Raw genomic sequence first — 21287 nt, forward strand, 5'->3', positions numbered from 1 at the left:
CTGTTCTGAGCTCAGAACAGGCTTTTATATGTGGTCTTGAAAGGACTACCGCTTCACGAGTTCTACCCGACGGTTTTGGGCTTTGCCTTGCTCAGTAACATTATCAGCTAGGGGTTTGCTTTGGCCAAACCCGGCCGCTTGCAGGCGCTTGCTGTCAATCCCGGCCCTAGTAAGCGAAGCTACCACAGCCGACGCCCGAGCCTCCGAGAGCTGCTGGTTGTGCTGCGGAGTTCCGGCATTGTCGGTGTGGCCCTGCACGGCTAGCTGTAGCTGCGGGTACTGTTGCAACAAGGTCAGCACCTCCAGCACCGTCGGCTCCGACTCAGGCCGGATGGTGGCTTTGTCGGTGTCGAAGTTCACGTAGAGGGCCACATGGCCTTCTGTATCTAGTTTTTTTTTAGCTCAGTGGCCGGCATAACCGATGCCTGCTGGGGCATAGCGGCTCGCTCTACTACACTTAACCGATAGTCATTATCGTGGGCCTGCACCTGCACCCATACCTCTTTGTCTTTCTGCCGAATAACGTAGGTGTCGGTGCTAAAGTAAGAACGCAGGGAGCCGCTGTGCTTGTCGTATTCGGCCTCCCCGAACTTCTTCAGCACGTCTTTGTCAATTTCACCCGAGTACACTTTTACGCCGCCTAGGTTCTTCACCAGGTTTTCGTAGTTGCGCAATATCATGAGTTCAGAAGCCGCCTTCTTGGAATCCACGGGGCGGAACTGACGAAATACCACTTTGCCTTCCACAGGCACAATGTTTTTGCCGTCGTAGATGTACACCCGGTCAAAGTCAAAGCCGGTGCTGTCGCTGTCGTAGCGGGTGCGGTAGCCCTGCAAGGAGGTTAGGTACGGAAAGGCACCTAGGGTCACATTTGACACCGGCACCGAGTTTATATCAAAGGCGGCCGCTTCGGTGGTGCTAACTGTTTCAGTAACTGGGGTAGCCGCGGGTGTGGTTTCGGTGGTAACGGCAGGAGTAGTGGAAGCTGTTTCGGAAGTACTAGTGCTAGTGGTTTCTGCGGTGGTGGCGTCCTTGGAGCCGCAAGCAGAAAGAAGAGTCGCCACGCAGGCAGAAGTAGCTAACAAACGAAAAGCGTGTTTCATAGAGGGGATGAAGGATTAAGGAAAAGTAGGATGATGGCGGCAAATAAAGTAAATATTTATATAAGGATACTTTAATACACCTTTGCTTCAAACGGCCGGGCATCCAAGCGCCAAGTTTTCCTGCGACCTTTGCGCCCCGGCTCGTCCGGTTTTTTGGATTTAACTACCCTTCCTGATGGATTACGTTGAGCTGCGCGTGCAAGCGCCCCGTGAGTTGGCGGATATTTTAGTGGCCGAGCTGGCCGAAGTAGGCTACAATACTTTCGAAGACAACGACGAAGGTTTCTGCGCCTACATCGATGAAGACCAGTTTTCCGCTGATGCCGTGGCCGAGGTGATGAGCCGCTACGAGGGCCTCGGCGAGCTGGAGTTCAGCCACCGCGTTATCACCCGCCAGAACTGGAATGCCGAGTGGGAAAAGAACTTCCAGCCCTTGGTTATTGCCAATAAAGTGTCGGTGCGGGCTCCCTTCCACGAGGCGCGGCCCGATCTAGAATACGAAATCGTGATCATGCCGCGCATGTCTTTCGGCACCGGCCACCACGATACCACGGCCCTGATGATTACCAACCAACTTGGCATCGACCACCAAGGCAAGCGTGTGTTGGATATGGGTTGTGGTACCGGTATTCTGGCCGTTATGGCCGTGCACCTCGGCGCCAACTACGTGCTGGCTATTGATGTGGAGCCCTGGACCGCTGAAAACGCCGCCGACAATGCCGCCGAAAATAACGTGCAGGACAAAGTGGAAGCCCGCCTCGGCGACGTGACCGCCCTGGAAGGGGAGGAGCCCTTTGATATTATTCTGGCCAACATCAACCGCAACGTCCTGCTTGAGGATATGGGTGCCTACGCCCGCTACTTGAAGCCCGGCGGCCCCATTCTGTTCTCGGGTTTTTACGAAGACGATTTGCCCCTGATTCAAGCCGCCGCGGAAAAAGCTGGGTTTACGTATGAAAGTCACCTAGTGCAAAATCATTGGGTTTCGGCCGTGTTTCGGCAGCCCGCCTAGGTAGCCATTTCCTGTGAAGTGCCCACTGCGCCGCCCAAGCAACCTAGGTTGTTTGGGCGGCGTCGTTTTGCAGGAATGATCTGAATGACGAGCCTAGGAAGAAAATTAGCCAGACGCCGCTGATGATCAGAATGGTACAAAAATAGGCTGCCTTATGATTGTGGCGAGGCGGTGCGTAAAGCGGCCTAATATGTGCGGGGATTTGCCGAAATTGTAGGCGATTAACCAGGCTTTGACGAATTTGATATGAAGCATACTGTTTTTGGGTGGGTTTGCGCGTTGCTACTGGGCGTTGGAGCCCCAGTTTGGGCGCAGCAAAAGCCCCAGCCCACGAAGCAACCTGCGGGTGCCGCTCCGGCTGCTCCGGCGTTGCCCAGGTTTACGGGTAAGCTCAGCACAGAGCCCCAGCAGTTTATGGTAGATGTGCAGTCGATGATGGCTACTACCAACAATGCAGCAGCAAAAGCTACTGGCAGCCGCCTGCAGCAGCTGTGGGCTAGCAACCGGCTCACGGCCAGCCAGCAAGGCCAGATTGTGGCCCTCAGCCAGCGGATGCTGGCCCGTAAGTTCAAGGCTAAGCCCCATTTTGAAGCGTTCTTCAAAGCCATTACGGCTGGGGTACTGGTGCAGAACTTCTCCGACCAGCAAACCACCGAGTTACTGAATGTGGTGGGCAAAGCGCTGGAGCGCGAGCAGGCGCCCGACGTGGAAAAGTTCTTGATGAACTCCGCCGACTTCCTGGAAACCCGGTATCTGCATCGCTCCCGGTATAGCACCTTGCGGGTGGTAGGCGGTACGTTCAGCTTCGCCTACAACGAAACCGATCTGCCTTCTATGGCCCCGCCAGCACCGCCTACTCCGGCGCCCGCTACCATCGAAACCAAGCCGCTCAACACCAAAGCCTCGCCTAAAAAAGCGCCGGCAGGCTGGGATAGTGGTTGGGGCGACGACGATGGCTGGGGCACCTCCAAAGCCAAGTCGGGAACGGCTGCTGGTGCTAAAAAGGAGGAGGCAACCTTTGAGCCCGCGCCCTCTTATAACAGCTACGCCACGCCGCCCACCCGTGGGCCGGTGCTCATGCTAAAAGAGGCTGATCTGCTGCTCAAAACCTCCTCCGATTCCGTTTTTATCCGCAGAACCAGCGGCGCGGTAGTAGCATCGCGAAACCGCTTCGTCGGCTACGGCGGTGAATTTGCCTGGCAGGTGGGTACCAATCCGGCTACTGCCGCCCTCACTACCTATGATTTCGACATAACCAAAGCCGAATTCACCGCTCAGCCCGTTACCCTGACCTATCCTGCCGTGCTCGAAGCGCCCATTCAGGGCTGGTTGGCCTTTAAAAGCGTGCAGCGCAAACCCGGGGTAAAGGAGTCTCCCTACCCTCGCTTTATTTCCAATACCAACGATGCGCGGGTAAAGAACATTGGCGAAAACATCCGCTACTTCGGGGGCTTCTCGCTTTCCGGTACGCGGGCGCTGTCGGCTTCGCTGGACGGAGCCTTGTCGCGTATTATCGTAGACGTAGATGGCAAGCCCAAGTTCCGGGCGTCGTCGCAGGTGTATATGCTCGGCGACTCCGTTATCACGGCGGCCCACGCAGCGGTTACCATCTTCCAGGATAAGCAGGACTCCTTGACGCACCCAGGCGTTAAGTTCAAGTATAACAAGCCCAAGCATCTGCTCCAGCTCGCTCGTGAGGAAGGCTTGTACAAAACCACGCCCTACCACGACTCTTACCACCAAATGGAGGTCTCGACGGAGCTGCTGACCTGGCCCGTACGTACGCCCTACATCGATTTCTCTATCCTGACGGCGAAAAACCAGGTTACGGCCAACTTCGAGTCGAAGGAGTTTTATACCAACACGCGCTACCAGCAAATTAAGGCCATCAACAAGCTGCACCCACTACAAATGGTGGTGGGCTACAGCATGGAAAACGGCAATAAGCGGTTGTTCACCATTCAGGAGGTAGCTACGTTCCGCAAGTTAAAGCCCGAAAATGTACGCTCGGCGGTGGCCGGCCTGGCCCAGGATGGGTACGTAGCGTGGTACCCGCAAACCGACCAAGTGGTGCTGCTGCCGAAAGCGCTGCACTACGTGAACTCTTCGCGGGGCAAAAAAGACTACGACCACATTGCCATCAAGAGCCTGTCGCCCTCGGGCAAAAACGCTACCCTCGATCTGAACACCAACGACCTGATTGTGCGTGGGGTGGACCGCTTCAACTTCTCCGATGACTCCGTCACGGTGTTCGTGAAGCCCGACTCCAGCATTATCCGCATTCAGAAAAACCGCGGCGTACTGTTCAATGGTACGGTAGTGGCCTCGGCCTTTGTATTCAAGGGCAAGGAGTTCAAGTTCGACTACGACGGTTTCTTTATTGACCTGGCCAAGATTGACTCCATCATTGTGAAGGGTAAGGGCTCGAAAGGCTCCGTGATGAAAGCCCGCAAGGATGTGGACTGGACCCTGACCAACAAGAAAAAGACCTCGACCGGTAAGCTTTACATCAACCATCCCAACAATAAGTCGGGCCGGAAGAAGCTAGGGGCTTACCCCACCTTCGATGCTAGTACCGGCGCGTACGTGTACTTCGATAAGCCGGAAGTATTAGGTGGCGCCTATGATACCACCATGTACTTCGATATTCCGCCCTTCAAACTGGACTCCTTGAATAATAAGAACCGCGCTGCGGTGGGCTTCAAGGGTACCTTCGTTTCGGGCGGCATCATGCCAAACTTCAACACCAAGCTGAGCATGCAGGAAGATGGCGCCCTGGGTTTTGTGTACAACGTGCCCAAGGAAGGTTTCCCACTCTACGGGGGCAAAGGCCGCATCTTTAACAAGGTGAGCATGAGCAACCGAGGCTTGCAGGGCATCGGCAACATCAAGTACCTGACCGGCGACTTCAACAGCGACCAGTTTATCTTCTACAAGGACTCAGTGGTAACGGTGGGCAAAACCGCTACCATCCTGCCGGGTCCGCTCAACGGTACTGAGTTTGCCAAAGTAACCTTCCTGCCGGGCTACCAGATGAAGTGGGCCGTGAAGCAGGACTCGATGTACCTGACCACCCAGCCGCAGGGCGAAGGCTTTAAGGTGTACGATAATACCTACGCCTTCAAAGGCACCATGACCTACACGCCTGGCGGCCTCTACGGCGACGGCCGCGTAGATGGTCCGCAGTCGTTTATTCGCTCTACACAGTTCGCCTTTAAGCCTACCCGCTACACAGGTAAAAAGGCTACGCTCAACATTAAATCGGCAGAAGTAAACAAGCCGGCGCTTACGGCGAACAACGTGTCGTTTACGTATGATCTGAAGGCCGGCAACACCGACTTTTCCAGAGAAGAAGGCGACAACAAATCCAGCATCGACCTTCCGTACTCGCAGTACCGCACTACGCTGTCGGGCGGTAACTGGGACTTCAAGAAGAAGTTCGTGAAGCTGCGGGTGGCCCCCGGTGCCGATTCGTCGCGCTCCTACTTCTATAGCACCAAGCCTGAGCAGAACGGCCTGAAGTTCCAGGCCGCTACCGGCCAGTACGACCTGAGCCGCTACCGTTTGGTAGCTGGTGGTGTGCCGCGCATTTCCTCCGCCGATGCCTGGATTATGCCCGACTCGAGCAAAGTGTACATTCTGCCCAACGCCGAAATGCGGGGCTTCCAGAATGCCGGCATCGTGATGGACACTCTGCGCAAGTTCCACAACCTGTACAAAGGCGAAATCCGGGTGCTCTCGCGTACGGCTTTCTCCGGCAATGCGCTTTACAATTATAAGAACGCCTCTGCCGACTCCTTTGCCATCAAGTTCGCCAACTTCCACGTCGACTCTATGGCGACGGCAACGGCCTCGTTGGGTAAAGCCGGAGCCGCTAAAGGCGGGGTGAAAAGCCTGCTGAAGCGCGGCCCAGATGGTGATGCGCCGGTTTCGCCGCCTACCTTGGCGGTGGCCAGCATTCAGGCTACCGATAAGTTTCACTTGGCGCCCCGCATTGCGTATCGGGGTGGCGTGAAGATGAGCTCTCAGAAGAAAGGCTTTACGTTCGATGGTCAGGCTAAGCTGAACTTCGTGAAGTCGACGACGGCCTCGGAGTGGTTTGCCGTGCAGGATACCATTGACCCCAAAGGCATCCGCATTAAGCTTAATGAGCCTAAGTCTGATGATGGCACGCCGATGCTCTCGGGCCTGTTTTTGGCCGAAGGCACGGGCAAGGTGTACCCGTTGTTTGTGGCGCCCAAGCCGGGCGTAACGGACATGAACCTATTCACGGTGGACGGGATGCTGCGCTACGACTTGAAAAAGCGCCTGTATACTATCAGCCAGCACGACCCCAGCAACCCGGATATCTACGAGGGCTCGGTGATGACCCTCACGGACTCAACCGGCGCGCTTAACTTCCGGGGTAAACTCAACCTGATCAACTCCAACAAGGACTATAACCTGACGGCCGCTGGCCTAGGCTATGCCAAGCCCGATAGCGCCCTCTACGACCTGGATACCTTCATGACCTTCGACATTAACCTGCCGGAGAAAGCCGTAGAGGCCATGGGCCAAGACTTGGCTACGAACGCTAAAGGAGCCCCAGAAGCACTGACCGGCTCGCAGGCGCAGCTATATAAGATGGCTGAGTTTGTGGGTAACAAAACGGTGCAGGAATACAGCGCCCGCAAAGGAGGCTATGTGCCGCTGCAAAAGGTGTCGGCTAAGTTCCTGCACACGGTGGTGCTCAGCCAAGTGAACCTGCGCTGGAATGAAAAGCTTCGTGCCTGGTACTCGGTGGGTAAAATTGGCCTAGTAAGCGTAGGCAAGAAAGACATCAACGCCCTGATTGATGGCTACATCGAAATCAAAAAGGAAAGCACCGGCGACGCCGTGGAGCTGTACCTGGAGGCCGAGCCCCAGACGTGGTACTACCTCAAGTACTCCAACAATGTGCTGCTGGCCAAGGCCCAGCACGGCTCCTTCGATGAAATTGTGGGTCTGAAAGCCAAGGGCGACTACAACACGGCCACCCAGTATGGCTTCTACCTCGGCGACGACATGGAAGTGCAAACCTTCCTTAACCACTTCCGCAAAGACTACCTCAAGGATTTGACGAAGCGTAAAATCAACACCACGCAGCCCGTCAGCTCCGGCAACTTCGACTTCATGGAAGAAGGCTCCAAGAAGAAAAAGAAGAAGAAGGACCCAGTAGAGGAGGCGTTGCAGTCGGACCCTAGCGCTACCCCTCCGGCCGAGGAAGAGCCTACTACCAAAAAGAAAAAGAAGAAAGACGAGGTAGTAGAAACCGCTCCGGCCGCTGACGCTCCGGCGGAAGACAATGGCAAGAAAAAGAAGAAAAAGGATGAAGTGGTAGAAGCCACCCCACCTGCAGCGGCTCCGGCTGAGGAACCGAAAAAGGAATCCAAAAAGAAAAAGAAGAAGGACGCCAACGACCCCTTCGCCGACGAATAACCTACCTGCCCCGCCAGCTTCTGGCGGGGCAGTTTTCGTATGGTGCCTTGGCTACTAGGTACAGTTGAGCCCTAAAGTGTAGCAGGTTGTTGCCGCACTTTATGAACGCCGGAAGGCTAGGCCCGTATCTTTGCTATATCGACAAAACGCTACCCGCCCTTTCTCCATGAACCTCCCCCTAGTGCTCGGCCTGTTGGTGGCCGCTTACCTCATTGGCTCCATCCCAACGGCCTTGTGGGTCGGGCGTCTGTTCTTTGGGCTTGATATTCGGGAGCACGGCTCGGGCAACTCGGGGGCTACCAACACCTTTCGGGTGCTGGGTAAAAAGCCCGGCTCGTTTGTAATGGCCGTAGACGTGCTGAAGGGCTGGGCCGCCACGTCGCTGGCGCAAATCATGCTCAACCAGGGCGCTATTCTGCCTGAGCAGCTCTTGTACTACCAGCTGGCCTGCGGAGTGTTGGCCGTAGTCGGACACATTTACCCTGTTTGGGCAGGGTTCAGGGGCGGCAAAGGGGTAGCAACGGTGCTGGGCATGATGCTGGCCATTGCGCCGGGGGTAGTAGGTATCTGCATTCTAGTGTTTATCGTCATGCTGCTTATCAGCCGCTACGTGTCACTTTCTTCCATGACGGCCGGGGTGGCGTTTGCCCTGCTCCAACTGGTGCCTCAGTTCCGGCCCGATAACTCGTTGCTGCTGTGGTTTGGGTTTGTGCTGGCCGCGCTCCTTGTATACACGCACCGCGCCAACATCGGGCGCCTGCGCGCCGGCACGGAAAGCCGCGTGCCCATGCCCTGGGATAAGAAGTAAATGCGGAATCCAAACAGCTGGTTCACACTAGGCTCTGGACGGAGCCAAACCTATGGGCTTCGGGTTCAATATGTTCTTCATCTTTATCCTATTGCCGGGTTCAGCTTTGCTAGTGCTGCTGGCTGTTCTAACTCAAAAGACTTTTTTCCTAAAATTGCTAGGCGGTGTATGGGCCGGAGTATTTGGTTTGGTCGGGACGGCATGGCTAGCTCAGGCCCTCATGCCAAGCAATGAGCTAGAGAAGGCCGACTATTATGGCAGCTACATTATCGACCGGAGTAAATTTCCCGGAAAGCAGGCCGATTGGCAGTTCAATACCTTTCGTTTCGAAATTACCAGCAACGACCGTATCGCTTTCCATGTCATGGATGGAAGTGCTAGTGTGCAGACATATTACGGTACTATCTCTACTGTAAAACCGTACAGCTCACACCGGCTGGTGGTAAGTATGAAGCAGCCAACGCACCATATTCTCGCTTCCAACCCTACGGTTTACCGGCACAACGGTAACTTCTATCTGGTGTTCGAGTCGCCTAGGTTCGGCAATGTGTTTTTCACCAAAGGAAATTGGAAGCCTCTATAGAGTCTATAGCTGAAAGTCGCACAGTTGGAATACAGGCTTAGGCGCTATTTTAGGCTGGCCCTGCTACCTTTACCCTCGCATTTCCAACCAACCCCACCGCCGCATGGCTTCCTACCTCGAACAGAACCAAGAACGTTTTCTGAATGAATTGATGGACTGGCTCCGTATTCCATCGGTTTCTGCTGATCCTAAGTTTCATGGCGACGTGCTGCGTGCCGCCGAGTACCTCAAAGCCCGTTTCCAGGAAGTAGGCCTGGAGAATGTGGAGCTATGCCCCACGGCCGGCAACCCCATCGTATACGGCGAGAAAATCATTGACCCCAGCCTGCCCACGGTACTCGTGTACGGCCACTACGACGTGCAGCCCGCCGACCCGTATGAGCTTTGGACGTCGGGGCCTTTCGAGCCGGTTATTAAAGACGGTAAGATTTACGCCCGCGGCGCCTGCGATGATAAAGGCCAGGTGTACATGCACGTGAAGGCCTTCGAGATGATGAACCAAGAAGGTGGCGTGCCCTGCAACGTGAAGGTGATGATTGAGGGCGAAGAGGAAATTGGCTCGAACAACCTGGCCATCTTCGTGCGCGAAAACAAGGAGAAGCTCAAGGCCGACGTCATTCTGATTTCGGACACTGGCATGCTCGCCAACGACCAGCCCAGCATTGAGGTGGGCCTGCGCGGCTTGAGCTATCATGAGGTGGAAGTAACCGGCCCCAACCGCGACCTGCACTCTGGCCTCTACGGCGGTGCCGTGGCAAACCCCATCAACGTGCTCTGCAAGATGATTGCTAGCCTGCACGATGAGAACAACCACATCACCATCCCCGCCTTCTACGACAACGTAGCCGTGCTCAGCGCCGAAGAACGCGCCGAGCTGAATCGCGTGCCGCACTCCGATGAGGAGTTTAAACAGAGCATCGGTTTGCCCGCTACCTACGGCGAGGAAGGCTACACCACCGTGGAGCGTATCGGCATTCGGCCTACCCTGGATGTGAACGGCATTTGGGGCGGCTACACCGGCGAGGGCGCCAAAACGGTTATTGCCTCCAAAGCCTACGCCAAAATCTCGATGCGCCTGGTGCCGCACCAGACCTCCGAGGAAATCACCGAAATCTTCCAGAAGCACTTCACCAGCATTGCACCAGCCGGTGTAACGGTGGTAGTGCGGCCCCACCACGGCGGCGAGCCCGTCGTTACGCCTACTAATTCAGTAGCCTACAAAGCGGCCGCCGATGCTATGGAAACCACTTTCGGCAAGCGCCCCATTCCTACTCGCGGCGGCGGCTCCATCCCGATTGTAGCCATGTTCAAATCGGAGCTGGGCCTGGATACCGTATTACTCGGCTTCGGCCTCGATTCGGATGCCATCCACTCGCCTAATGAACACTACGGCGTGTTCAACTTCCTGAAAGGCATTGAGACCATTCCGTATTTCTACCGCAATTATGCGGCTGCCATGAAAGGCTAGCACAAGCAAAACCAATAAAAAAGAGCGGCCTCCGGTAGTGGAGGCCGCTCTTTTTATGCGCTAGGGTCACTTACCTACCCAACACGTAGCTCAGATACAGCTGAAATGCGGTGTTATGGATTTTGGCCTGAGTAGTCACGTTGCCAACCGTATTCTTCTGCGGAATATTCGTCAGGCCGCCGTTGTAGCGCAGGCCAATGCCGGGGCCGCTCGACAGTTGATAGCCTAGGCCTGCCGCATAGCCAAAGTCGATGGTGTTGTAGCCGTCCTTGATGTCAACAGAAGTGCTGCCGATTTCCCGTTTGGCAGAGGCTAGGAAGCCAAGCTGAGGGCCGGCCTCAAAGAATAAGCCGCCCGCATTTACCCGGAACATAACCGGCAGGTCAACATAGTTGAAGCGGTTAATCACATCATTGCCATTAACCGTGTACTTCGAGCCTTTTTGGGAGTACAGCAGTTCAGGCTGCACCGAAAAAGCATCATTAATACCGATGTTGGTTAGCAGTCCGCCATGAAAGCCAAATTTATTGCCATTCAGTCCGGCATTGTCGCCTTCCAGATTGGTAAGGCTAGCTCCGGCTTTCACTCCGAAACGGACATTTTGGGCGGCGGCTACGTTTGCCAGACTTGCCACGGCTAGTGCTGAAAGAAGAAGCTTTTTCATAGAGACAGAAGAAAAATCAGTAGCGTGTGTTGAAGACGCGAAACTACACGGAAATGCAATGGGGCACGTGAACGGCATAAAAAAGACCCGCTCTAAACCAGAGCGGGTCTTTTTAGGGAGAGAAAGGGAGGTTACTTGCTCGGAATCAGATAGCCGAGCGAAAGCTGGAACGCGGAGTGACGAGCGTTTTGTAGGTCGCCATTGAAGTAGGAGCCGTTGTCGCTCTTTACGAAGTCGCTGAAGGCGCCGGTGTAGCGTAGGCCCAGGCTCAGGCCGTTGTCGGCTTGGTAGCCTAGGCCGGCGGCGTAGCCCAACTCGGTGCGGTTTAGGCCGCTCACATCCGATTTATTCTGATCTTCAAACGTCTCTACTTTGCCAGAAACCGTGTTGGTGCGGGTAGTTTTGGTTTCGTTGTTGGAGCTGAGCAGGTACGACACTTGCGGGCCAGCTTCTACATAAAAACCGCCGGTGTTTACCTTCAGCAGTACCGGCAAATCGAGGTAATTATAGTTTACCTGGCCTTCGCGCTTGAAGGTGTAGCCGAGGCCACCCACCGTTTGGCTGTATTCGTCGGGCTTGTTATCGAAGCCTTTCTGCGAGTATAGCAGCTCCGGCTGGATAGAGAAGAAACCGTCGCCGGTGATGTCGGCATTCAGCATCACACCGCCCAGGAAACCAACCTTGTTGTTGTAAGTGCTTTCGTTGCGAATGTTGCCGGCTAGGTTAGAGTAGTTAGCACCAGCGCGCAGACCCAACCGCACACCTTGTGCATGAGCGGCCGAAAAAGAAGTAGCTGCCAGAGCAGCGGCGAATACGAGGGGAAGCTTTTTCATGAGTGCAACAGAAATTAGTTGGAAAGAGTGAGTGCACGTAGCTCCGCTCAAATCGAAAAGTGTGCCAAATTTTCCTTTTAAAGTGCCTTTACAGCGGACGAACATGCCTTCCAAGTCTGCCAGTTAGCTAGTTGCCGCTGACCATTAATGAGATAGAACGCAAGTGGCCCAGCCCCAATACAGGAGCCGGGCCACACAAGCCAGCTAGTGCTGTATTACTTGCTAGGGATGAGGTAGCCTAATGACAGTTGAAACACCGAATTGCGGGCGTTGGCCAACTCGCCGTTGCGGTAGCTGTCGTTTTTAGCGAAGTCAGTGAAGCTGCCGTTGTAGCGCAAGCCCAGCAGCAGCCCCATCTCTGATTGGTAGCCTAGGCCGGCGGCGTAGCCAATCTCGTTGCGGTTTACATCGTCAAGGTCGGCCTCGCCGGAGGTGCGGGCAATGATGTTGCCATTAAGCGTGCGCGTCGACTCGTCTTTTACCTTTAGCAGGTAGCTGTACTGTGGGCCCGCTTCAAAAAACAGCCCGCCGGCGTTTATTTTGAGCAGCACCGGTACATCAATGTAGTTATAGGTTACGCTGCCCGTGTTTTTGTACACGCCAAAAGCCGAGCTTTCATTGTAATCGAAGCCTTTCTGCGAAAACAGAACCTCTGGCTGAATAGAGAAAAAGCCGTCGCCGGTTACGTCGGCGTTCAGCATCACACCGCCATGAAACCCTAGCTTGTTGTCGTAGCCATCCTTGTTGTTCAGGTCGCCGGAAAGGTTGGAAAGGTTTGCGCCCCCTTTGATGCCTAGGCGCACACCCTGCGCAAGCGCCTGCGAAGAGGCAAACGACACAACCGCCAGCAAAGCACTAGCAGCGAAAAGTGACTTTTTCATACGAGAGCAGAAAGATTGGTAGGAAAGAAGAAATACAGACTCGGGAGCAGCCCGAGAAAAATGTGCCAGGTTAGCGCCTTAAACGCAGGAGTGGGGGCAAAGGCATATAAACCAGGTAGAAAAAAAGCGGCCTTCCGGAAGGAAGGCCGCTAGTAATTCATCGGGCACGCGTGGAGCCGACTAGCGTGTCGGAATCAGGTAACCGATTTGCAGCGTGTAGGCGTTGTTAAACGCTTTCGGCTCGTTGTCCTGGTCTTTGCTGTCAATGAGGGAGTTGAAGCCGCGGGCATAACGCAGGTTCAGGCTCAGGCCGCCTTCGGTCATGTAGCCAACGCCGGCTACGCCGCTGAGGTCGAACTGGGCAAGGTCAGACTTGTACGCCTCGTCGCGGCTTACACCGGTGTAGTCGCGGAAGCCGCCGTTGCTTTCAACTCTGTCTTTTTCACCGTTGGTGAACTTGGTGGTGCTCTCCTGCTTATTTTTTGAGCCGAAGAGGTAGCTTACTTGCGGGCCCAGTTCGAAGAACAAGCCACCAGCATTGATTTTAGCCAACAGTGGTACATCGAGGTAGTGTAGTACGCGCTGCTGCTCCAGCTCTACCTTTGATACGCCGGAAGGCAAACCAGTCGTCTGCTCCGACTTAATTTCGTAGCCTTTGCGGTTGTAGAGCAACTCCGGAGCAAACGAGAAGAACCCGTCGCTGCTGATCGGAATAGAGAGGCCTACGCCGGCATTGTAGCCCAGCTTGTAGTCGCCTAGGTCGGTGCTGTAGTTCGGGCCGGTAATCTGGTTAACGTTGTCGCCGGAGATGTTGGAGTAAGTGGCACCAGCCTTCAGGCCAATACGGAAGCCGCCGGCGTCCTGAGCGTGAGCAAGCGAAGCGGCCGAAGCCAAAGCAAGGGTAAGTGCTGCAATTTTTTTCATAACAATTCTGAGTTACTCGGGTGGAGTGAAAAGATACATTCGGTTCCGATTGGGTAACGGAAGCAGGCATACTTAGCGCGCTGGAGCCAGAAATGTTGCGTTAGCGGAAAGATTTACCTTTGAGCCCACGCCCCAGTTTCCGCCAGTGTCCACAGGGTCAGGTGTTTTGAAGTAAGTACGCTATGATAAGTTTCTGGTTACCACCGCGGGCCTCTGTAGCAAAATGGGACGGGCTGATTGTCTGAGAGATATGCAAAATAGACGATGCTGCTGGGCTGCTAGTGCCCTGGTAGTGGGGAGTTTTCTTGGTACTAATGCGGCCCGCGCCCAAGCGCCCGAAACGCCGGGGCCCATTGTGGTGGGCGCCTATGCGCAGGGCAGCTTTATCATTGCGCACACGCCCAGCATCAAGCACCTGGCCGTGTCGCACCCCACAGGGCTGGAGCTGAATCTGCAGCGGCAAACCAACGGCTCTGAACCGTGGCACGCCTGGTACCGCTACCCTAAAGTGGGGCTGGCGCTGGTGTATTATGACTACCATAATCCGGTGCTCGGCAAGTCGTACACGGCCAGTGTGTACATCAACAAGGCTATTTGGCGCACACAGCGGCAGGAGGTGAGCTTCCGCGTCGGGACGGGGCTAGGATATTTTCCGGTGCGCTTCGAGCCAGTGGTCAACCACAAAAATACCATCGTCAGCTCGCGGCTGAACGCTACGCTGCAAACCCGCCTGGAGTATGATGTAGCTCTTTCCCAACACGTGGGGCTGCTGCTGGGGCTAGGGCTTAATCATTATTCCAACGGGGCCACCACCAAGCCCAACTTCGGGATTAACCTGCCCACGGTGCTGCTAGGCCTGAACTATCACCAACAGCGTCCATTTCGGCCTTTGGATACCGCGCCCACACCGGAGCCGACCGATGTAGGCCGCACCTTCCTGAACCTAAGCACGACGGTAGGATGGAAGCAGCGCAACGAAAGCGACCTGCGGCGTTACCTTGTCAATTCCGTAACGCTAGCCGTTGGACGCCGGGTTAACCGCAAAAGTGCCCTAGTGGCTGGCCTGGAGGGGTTCTACGACCGGAGCCTGCTCGCCCAACTCCAGGATACGGCCCGCACCTCCGACCAACTACCCGACGTGAAAAAGGCGGGTGCTTATTTTGGGCATGAGCTGCTGTTTGGGCGGTTGTCGGTAGTATCGCACCTAGGCGTGTACCTCTACAATCCCTACAAGTCTAACAGCTTCTATTACGAGCGGATAGGATTGAAATACCACTTCACGGAACGCCTTTTCGGCAACTTGGACCTGAAAGTGCACCGCGGCGCCGCCGATGTAATTGAGTGGCGGGTTGGCCTGAGGCTGTAGGCTAGTAGCGGCTGGTTTGAGCTCAGAGAGGGGCTAGGGCATACCAATAAAAAGCCCCGAACCTATGTGAGGCTCGGGGCTGAAGAGTTACTTTTTACCGGTTGGTTTGGGCGTTGCCGCTTTCCCGGCTTTTTTCTTTTTGCGATGCACGCCGAAGCTGCCATTGCTGCGCTTACCTCGTTTCGTCTTGATATCTCCTTTGCCCATGCTAGTGTAGAGTAGAAGGTGAAGAATGTCACTTCTACTCTACACTAGGGCTAGGGGCATTGTCAAGCTGAAGCAAGTGCCTGATTGATACGTTTTACTAGCCCCGGGCCTTCGTAGATGAACCCCGAATACAGCTGTACCAGACTGGCTCCGGCTTCCAGTTTTTCGCGGGCATCTTGGGCGGAGTGAATGCCGCCCACGCCAATGATGGGCAGATTACCACGGCTGCGCTGGCTGAGGTAACGAATTACCTCTGTGGCGCGCTGGCGCAGCGGCTTGCCGCTCAGGCCCCCCGCGCCTAGCGCGGTTACCTGCGCCTCGGGTGTTGTGAGGCCGCTGCGGCTGATGGTAGTGTTGGTAGCTACCAGGCCGCTGAGATAGGTTTCTCGGGCGATGAGCAGGATATCGTCGAGTTGGGTATCGGTGAGGTCTGGCGCAATTTTGAGTAGCAGCGGCCGGGGTGTGGGCAGCGTTTGGTTACGTTCCTGCACCTGCTGCAGCAGCTCAATCAGTGGCTCGCGCTCCTGCAGCTGGCGCAGGTTGGGCGTATTCGGCGACGACACATTCACCACGAAGTAATCGACCACCTCGTGCAGCGCTTCCACGCAGGCAACGTAGTCGTGCGAGGCCAGCTCGTTGGGTGTATCCTTGTTTTTGCCAATGTTGCCCCCAATAATCAGGTCTTTGTTGCGACGCTGGCGGAGCAGGATAGCGGCGGCCTCGGCACCGTAGTTATTAAACCCCATGCGGTTTACTAGGGCCTCATCCTGCGGCAACCGAAACAGGCGCGGCTGGGGGTTGCCCGGCTGCGGGCGCGGCGTCACCGTCCCGATTTCCACAAACCCAAAGCCCAGCGCGGCCAGCTCATCGGTGAGTTCCGCGTTTTTGTCGAAGCCGGCGGCTAGGCCCACCGGGTTCCGGAACCGCAACCCAAACACATCCTGCTCCAGACTAGGGTGCTGAAAGTCGTAAAGTGTCCGAAACAGGGCCGCTGAGCCTGGCAGGCGGTGCGCGCGTTTCAGGTTATCGAACACCAGATGATGCGCTTTCTCAGCATCCAGCCGGAAAAACAGCGGTTTAAGCAGGGCTTTGTACATGGCGCTGCAAAGATGGCAAAATAGGCCGTGTGTGCCGCGGCTGTTTTACTAGGCCTCTCAACCCCCAAAACCCGTTGGTGCTCACTACTGCTAGCCCGCCCAACCTTCCCTATCTAGACTGCGGTACTGGATGGCCTCGGCCAGGTGCTGTAGCTGAATATCCTCGGCATCGGCCAGGTCGGCAATCGTGCGCGCCACTTTCAGGATGCGGTCATAAGCGCGGGCCGACAGTCCGAGGCGTTCCATGGCCGTTTTCAGCAGTGTGAGGCCCGCCTGATCGATGCGGCAGATGTCCTTCACCATCTGGGAGGGCATCATGGCATTGGAGTGTATTTCCGGAAACTCCCGGAACCGCTCCGCTTGCCGCTGCCGAGCTTCAGCCACGCGCTCCTGAATAGTGCGGCTATCCTCGGAGCGGCGCGTTTCCGTCATTTGGTCGAACGTTACGGGCGTCACTTCCACATGCAGGTCAATCCGGTCGAGGAGGGGTCCGCTTACTTTATTGAGGTAGCGCTGTACCACGCCCGGCCCGCACACGCACTCTTTTTCGGGGTGATTGTAGTAGCCACACGGGCACGGGTTCATGCTGGCAATAAGCATGAAGTTGGCCGGAAAATCGATGCTGACTTTGGCCCGGGATATAGTTACGCGGCGCTCTTCTAGGGGCTGGCGCATCACTTCCAGCACGGTGCGCTTAAATTCCGGCAGCTCATCCAGAAATAGCACGCCATTGTGGGCCAGCGAGATTTCGCCGGGCTGCGGATTACCGCCACCACCCACCAAGGCTACATCAGAAATAGTATGGTGCGGCGACCGAAAGGGCCGCGTATTCAGCAACGAGGCATTAGCGCCCAACTTGCCTGCCACCGAGTGAATTTTGGTGCTTTCCAGCGCCTCCTGCATGTTCAGGGCCGGCAAAATGCTCGGCAGACGCTTGGCTAGCATGGTCTTGCCTGCACCCGGCGGGCCTATCATTATTACGTTATGACCGCCGGCCGCGGCAATTTCCAAGGCCCGCTTGATGTTTTCTTGGCCCTGCACATCGGCAAAATCGGCGGCGTATTGGTTGGCTGTGTGCTGAAATACGTCGCGGGTATCAATAACCACGGGGTCTATCTCCAGTCGGCCTTCCAGGAAATCAACGGCTTCCTGCATGGTATCTACCGGAATCACGTCGAGGTTATTCACAATAGCTGCTTCCTGCGCGTTTTCGCGGGGCAGAATAAAGCCCTTAAACCCTTCTTTCCTGGCTTGGATGGCAATGGGCAGCACGCCTCTGATGGGTCTTAGAGCACCGTCGAGGGCGAGTTCACCCATCAGCACATACTCGGAGAGCCGCTCGGTGGTCAGTTGCTGCGAGCCGTGCAGGATGCCAATCGCAATGGGCAAGTCGTAGGCAGAGCCCTCCTTCCGGATGTCGGCGGGGGCCATGTTCACTACCACCTTCGTGCGGGGCATGCGATAGCCACGAAATTTCAGAGCCGCCTCTACTCGCTGCTGGCTTTCCTTGATGGCGTTATCCGGCAGACCTACTACAAAAAAGCCAGTGCCCTGTGATACAACAACTTCAATGGTAATAGTATACGCATTAACTCCTTGTACTGCGGAGCCAAAGGTTTTGGTAAGCATAACAGCAAGCCCGAATCAGAATGAAACAAAATACCCTAACTAGGGGATGAAGTTACACACTTCGAACGGTGTATTCTTTATTTTGTCCTACTGTTCAGCTATACAAAAGGCCTTTTCCGGAACCGGGAGCCTGATAAGTTGGCTACCCGATTTTCCGTGAAAAGGCCTTTTGTGCGCCGTTTAGAGCGTAAGAAAGCTATTTGACTAACTGCTCAATGAGCATGATCATAATGTGAATAGCTTTGATGTGAATTTCCTGAATCCTATCGGCGTAGCCGCTGTGCGGGGCTCTGATTTCCACGTCGCTGAGGCAGGCGAGCTTGCCGCCATCCTTGCCGGTTAAGCTTACTACTTTCATGCCGGCCGTTTTGGCCGCTTCGGCAGCTAGCAGAATATTGGGTGAGTTGCCGCTGGTGCTAATGGCCAGGAGTACGTCGCCTGGGCGGCCTAGGCCTTCCACGAAGCGGGCAAACACGTGGTCATAGCCGAAGTCGTTGGCTACGCAGCTCATGTGGGAGGCTTCGGTGAGAGCCAGCGCGGCTAGGGCGCGCCGGTTTTCGCGGTAGCGGCCCGTGAGTTCCTCGGCAAAGTGCTGGGCGTCGCAGAGCGAGCCGCCATTACCACAGGTCAAGATTTTTCCGCCCTGGTTTAAGGAGTCGGCCATGAGGCGGGCAGCCTGCGCAATGGCCTCCAGGTTGGCCGGATTCTGTAAAAAACGGTTCAGAACAGCCTGAGCTTCGGTTAACTCGGCCTGAATTTGGTCAGTAAGCGAAAGAGAAGACACGATACAAAAGAAAATATTAGGTCAGCGGCTGGCCGGAAGCATCGGTGGGGGGCACGCTGGAAGCCGGTGCAACGTAGCCATCGGGGAGGGTAGTGGTGCCAGTGCGTGGGGCGCCCATGGCCCGATCAGAGGGCGTGCGCTGCTCCATCTGAAAATCGTAGAGGCGGGCTTTCAATTCGTTGATTTTAGCCTCCCGAAGGGCTACTTCGCGGCGCAGCAGCACACTATCCAGGTTTTCAGTAATCAGCTGAGCTGCCATCAGTATTACGGCCGTCAGCAACAAGCCGAAATATAATGCCTGCTCAGAGCCGGCCATGCTGCTAAAGCTGCTCCGTACGGATGGCAACAGCAATACCAGCAGCGCAAGCAACAGGAATACCATTACCAAAATTGTAACCAGACGTTTGAGGGCAAGCATGATGAGAGCAGGTTGTGGTGAAAAATTCGTCAGGCACTCATACGATAGCGCCGGATAAGTGGACTAAATATAGTGTTTTGGATATGGGAAAGCGGTAATTACCACTCAGCTTACAGCGGGTAGCAGGGTTTGCTACCCTAGGTGCTAACGTCGGCCAAGCTACACCAGGGCCGCATTCGACGTCTGCATCAGGCTCAGGCGTTTGTAGAGGCCCCGCTCGTTGCGGAGCAACTGCTCATGGGTACCGCGCTCCACAATGCGGCCGTGCTGCAGCACCACAATCTCATCGGCATGCTGTACGGTGCTCAGGCGGTGGGCAATAACGAGCGAGGTGCGGTTCTGCATCAGCCGAGTCAGGGCTTCTTGTACCAGTTTTTCGCTTTCCGTATCGAGGGCGGAGGTGGCCTCATCCAGAATCAGGATGGGCGGATTGCGCAAGATGGCGCGCGCTATGCTCAGACGCTGCCGCTGCCCACCCGAAAGCCGGCTGCCCCGGTCCCCAATGACGGTGTGGTAGCCCTCCGGCGTAGCCGTAATAAAATCGTGGGCATTGGCAATGCGGGCGGCCTCTATCACTTCTGCTTCGGTGGCCTCGGTGTTAAAGCGGATGTTGTTGAAGATGGTATCATTAAACAGAATGCTTTCCTGCGTGACAATGCCCATCTGGTCGCGGACGGAGTGAATGGTGCACTCCCGCACATCGTGGCCATCAATAAGCAGCTGGCCGCCGGTTGGATCGTAGAAGCGGGGTAGTAAATCGGCGAGGGTGCTTTTGCCGCCGCCACTGGGCCCTACCAGTGCCACGGTTTTGCCTTTCCTGATGGTTAGGTTGATATCCTGGAGCACGGGCGTATCGCCGTAGCCGAACTGCAGGTTGCGCAACTCGATTTGGTGCTCGAAGGGGGGGAGTGTTTTAGCGTTGGGCTTGTCTCGAATCAGGGGCTCGGTATCAATAATGCTAAGCACCCGCTCGCCGGCTACCAGTCCGCGCTGAATGTTGCCAAAGGAGGCAGACAGGGCTTTGGCTGGCGTAAGTACCTGCGAAAACAAAATCACGTAGCCGATAAACGTTTCGCCGGTTAGGTTCGACTGCCCACCCAAAATCAGGGTGCCACCGAAATACAGCAACCCCGCTACTACCGATACGCCGGCAAACTCCGAGAAGGGCGAGGCCAGGTCGCGGGTGTTATCAATGGCGCGGGAAGTGCGCGCGTATTGGTCGTTCTGGTCTTCAAACTTGCCTTTGATGTAGTCTTGCGCATTAAAGGCCTTGATAACCCGAATGCCGCCCAGGGTCTCATCAATCACGGAAAGCATAGTGCCCAAGGTACTCTGGCTTTGCTTGGCCTGCGTGCGCAGGCGCTTGGCTACCGTGGCAATAATGCCACCCGAAATCGGGAGCAAAATCAAGGTAAACAGCGTCAGGGGTACGGAAATGTGAAACAGGACCGCGAAGTAGGCAATAATGGTCAGGGGCTCCTTGATAACCGCCGTCATGGTATTGACCACTGAGGTTTCCACTTCCTGTACATCGGAGGTAAAGCGCGACATCAGGTCACCTTTCCGCTCGTTGCTGAAGAAACCTAGTTGCAGCCCTACAATGCGGTGATACAAGTCGCGACGCAGGTTCCGGATAACGCGAGACCGTACCTGAGCTAGCAGCCGCAGACTTAGGTATCGAAATACATTGCTCAAGAGCACCGATACAACTACTACCACGCACACAAACGCCAAGGCTCCTAGTTTGCCTTTCGCGTTCAAGACATCGGCGAAGAAATAGTAAAACGTATCTGTCACCCACTGAATTGTTGGCTGGAATGCCGGCAATTGAGGGGGAGCTTGCAGCTTTACGGTATCCGTTTTGTCGAACAGCACCTTCAGCAGCGGAATGATGAGGGTAAAGTTGGCAATACTGAACAGGATAGTCAGGACCGTATACAGCAGGTATTGCGGCAGAAAGACAGCCCACGGGCGGGCGTATTGCAGAATGCGGAGGTAGGTCTTCATCGGAAGGCGCAAAGGTACGGCATCCGGCGGGCTAGCACAGCAACCC

The 21287-nt window shown here is 55.6% G+C and carries 18 protein-coding genes; 6 read left to right on the top strand and 12 right to left on the bottom strand.

All coding sequences use genetic code 11. The features are described from left to right. Window positions 1-45: 45 nt before the first annotated feature. Both ACYVHC_RS17785 and ACYVHC_RS17790 read right to left on the bottom strand, forming a co-directional pair. The gene (locus ACYVHC_RS17785; protein WP_460615138.1) at window positions 46-372 is read right to left on the bottom strand and encodes an OmpA family protein; all 327 of its coding nucleotides are present in this window, start codon (window positions 370-372) and stop codon (window positions 46-48) included. Between the two features lie 14 nt (window positions 373-386). Further along, entirely contained in the window at window positions 387-1103 is a 717-nt protein-coding gene (locus ACYVHC_RS17790; protein ID WP_460615139.1) for a hypothetical protein, read from the bottom strand. Window positions 1104-1278: 175 nt separating this feature from the next. Here ACYVHC_RS17790 and prmA point away from each other — a divergent pair, with 175 nt between their 5' ends. The 5 genes from prmA to ACYVHC_RS17815 all read left to right on the top strand — a co-directional run bounded on the left by prmA (window position 1279) and on the right by ACYVHC_RS17815 (window position 10431). Further along, entirely contained in the window at window positions 1279-2115 is an 837-nt protein-coding gene (gene prmA, locus ACYVHC_RS17795; protein WP_460615140.1) for a 50S ribosomal protein L11 methyltransferase, read from the top strand. 246 nt (window positions 2116-2361) lie between these two features. Beyond that, a complete protein-coding gene (locus tag ACYVHC_RS17800) occupies window positions 2362-7572 on the top strand; it encodes a hypothetical protein (protein WP_460615141.1) in 5211 nt (1736 codons plus the stop codon). Between the two features lie 166 nt (window positions 7573-7738). Then, a complete protein-coding gene (plsY, locus tag ACYVHC_RS17805; protein WP_460615142.1) occupies window positions 7739-8380 on the top strand; it encodes a glycerol-3-phosphate acyltransferase in 642 nt (213 codons plus the stop codon). A gap of 70 nt (window positions 8381-8450) precedes the next feature. After that, window positions 8451-8963 carry a hypothetical protein gene (locus tag ACYVHC_RS17810; RefSeq protein WP_460615143.1) on the top strand — a complete coding sequence of 171 codons (513 nt, stop codon included), beginning with the start codon at window positions 8451-8453 and terminating at the stop codon, window positions 8961-8963. Window positions 8964-9066: 103 nt separating this feature from the next. Continuing rightward, window positions 9067-10431: a M20 family dipeptidase gene (locus ACYVHC_RS17815; RefSeq protein WP_460615144.1), complete on the top strand. Its 1365-nt coding sequence runs from the start codon at window positions 9067-9069 to the stop codon at window positions 10429-10431. A gap of 70 nt (window positions 10432-10501) precedes the next feature. On the opposite strand, the gene ACYVHC_RS17820 is transcribed toward ACYVHC_RS17815, so the two are convergent. The 4 genes from ACYVHC_RS17820 to ACYVHC_RS17835 form a co-directional block, all read right to left on the bottom strand. Next, window positions 10502-11095 (bottom strand): porin family protein, encoded by a 594-nt coding sequence (locus ACYVHC_RS17820; RefSeq protein ID WP_460615145.1) that lies wholly within the window; start codon window positions 11093-11095, stop codon window positions 10502-10504. Window positions 11096-11226: 131 nt separating this feature from the next. Continuing rightward, window positions 11227-11928: a porin family protein gene (locus ACYVHC_RS17825; protein ID WP_460615146.1), complete on the bottom strand. Its 702-nt coding sequence runs from the start codon at window positions 11926-11928 to the stop codon at window positions 11227-11229. Between the two features lie 215 nt (window positions 11929-12143). Continuing rightward, the gene (locus ACYVHC_RS17830) at window positions 12144-12809 is read right to left on the bottom strand and encodes a porin family protein (protein WP_460615147.1); all 666 of its coding nucleotides are present in this window, start codon (window positions 12807-12809) and stop codon (window positions 12144-12146) included. 180 nt (window positions 12810-12989) lie between these two features. Continuing rightward, on the bottom strand, window positions 12990-13733 hold the full coding sequence (locus tag ACYVHC_RS17835) for a porin family protein (RefSeq protein ID WP_460615148.1): 744 nt from the start codon (window positions 13731-13733) through the stop codon (window positions 12990-12992). Between the two features lie 250 nt (window positions 13734-13983). On the opposite strand from ACYVHC_RS17835, the gene ACYVHC_RS17840 reads away from it, so the two are divergent. After that, the gene (locus tag ACYVHC_RS17840) at window positions 13984-15099 is read left to right on the top strand and encodes an acyloxyacyl hydrolase (protein ID WP_460615149.1); all 1116 of its coding nucleotides are present in this window, start codon (window positions 13984-13986) and stop codon (window positions 15097-15099) included. Between the two features lie 87 nt (window positions 15100-15186). Here ACYVHC_RS17840 and ACYVHC_RS17845 read toward each other — a convergent pair whose 3' ends face one another. The 6 genes from ACYVHC_RS17845 to ACYVHC_RS17870 all read right to left on the bottom strand — a co-directional run bounded on the left by ACYVHC_RS17845 (window position 15187) and on the right by ACYVHC_RS17870 (window position 21241). Then, on the bottom strand, window positions 15187-15306 hold the full coding sequence (locus ACYVHC_RS17845) for a 30S ribosomal protein THX (protein WP_460615150.1): 120 nt from the start codon (window positions 15304-15306) through the stop codon (window positions 15187-15189). Between the two features lie 62 nt (window positions 15307-15368). After that, the gene (locus tag ACYVHC_RS17850; protein WP_460615151.1) at window positions 15369-16403 is read right to left on the bottom strand and encodes a dihydroorotate dehydrogenase; all 1035 of its coding nucleotides are present in this window, start codon (window positions 16401-16403) and stop codon (window positions 15369-15371) included. 90 nt (window positions 16404-16493) lie between these two features. Continuing rightward, on the bottom strand, window positions 16494-18032 hold the full coding sequence (locus ACYVHC_RS17855; protein WP_460615152.1) for a YifB family Mg chelatase-like AAA ATPase: 1539 nt from the start codon (window positions 18030-18032) through the stop codon (window positions 16494-16496). Between the two features lie 196 nt (window positions 18033-18228). After that, entirely contained in the window at window positions 18229-18819 is a 591-nt protein-coding gene (gene lpcA, locus ACYVHC_RS17860; RefSeq protein WP_460615175.1) for a D-sedoheptulose 7-phosphate isomerase, read from the bottom strand. A 13-nt stretch (window positions 18820-18832) separates the two neighbouring features. After that, window positions 18833-19234, bottom strand: coding sequence for a hypothetical protein (locus tag ACYVHC_RS17865; RefSeq protein WP_460615153.1), 402 nt, complete (start codon window positions 19232-19234; stop codon window positions 18833-18835). 159 nt (window positions 19235-19393) lie between these two features. Beyond that, window positions 19394-21241, bottom strand: coding sequence for an ABC transporter ATP-binding protein (locus tag ACYVHC_RS17870; protein ID WP_460615154.1), 1848 nt, complete (start codon window positions 21239-21241; stop codon window positions 19394-19396). Window positions 21242-21287: the final 46 nt, after the last annotated feature.

Source organism: Hymenobacter seoulensis, from assembly GCF_054780535.1.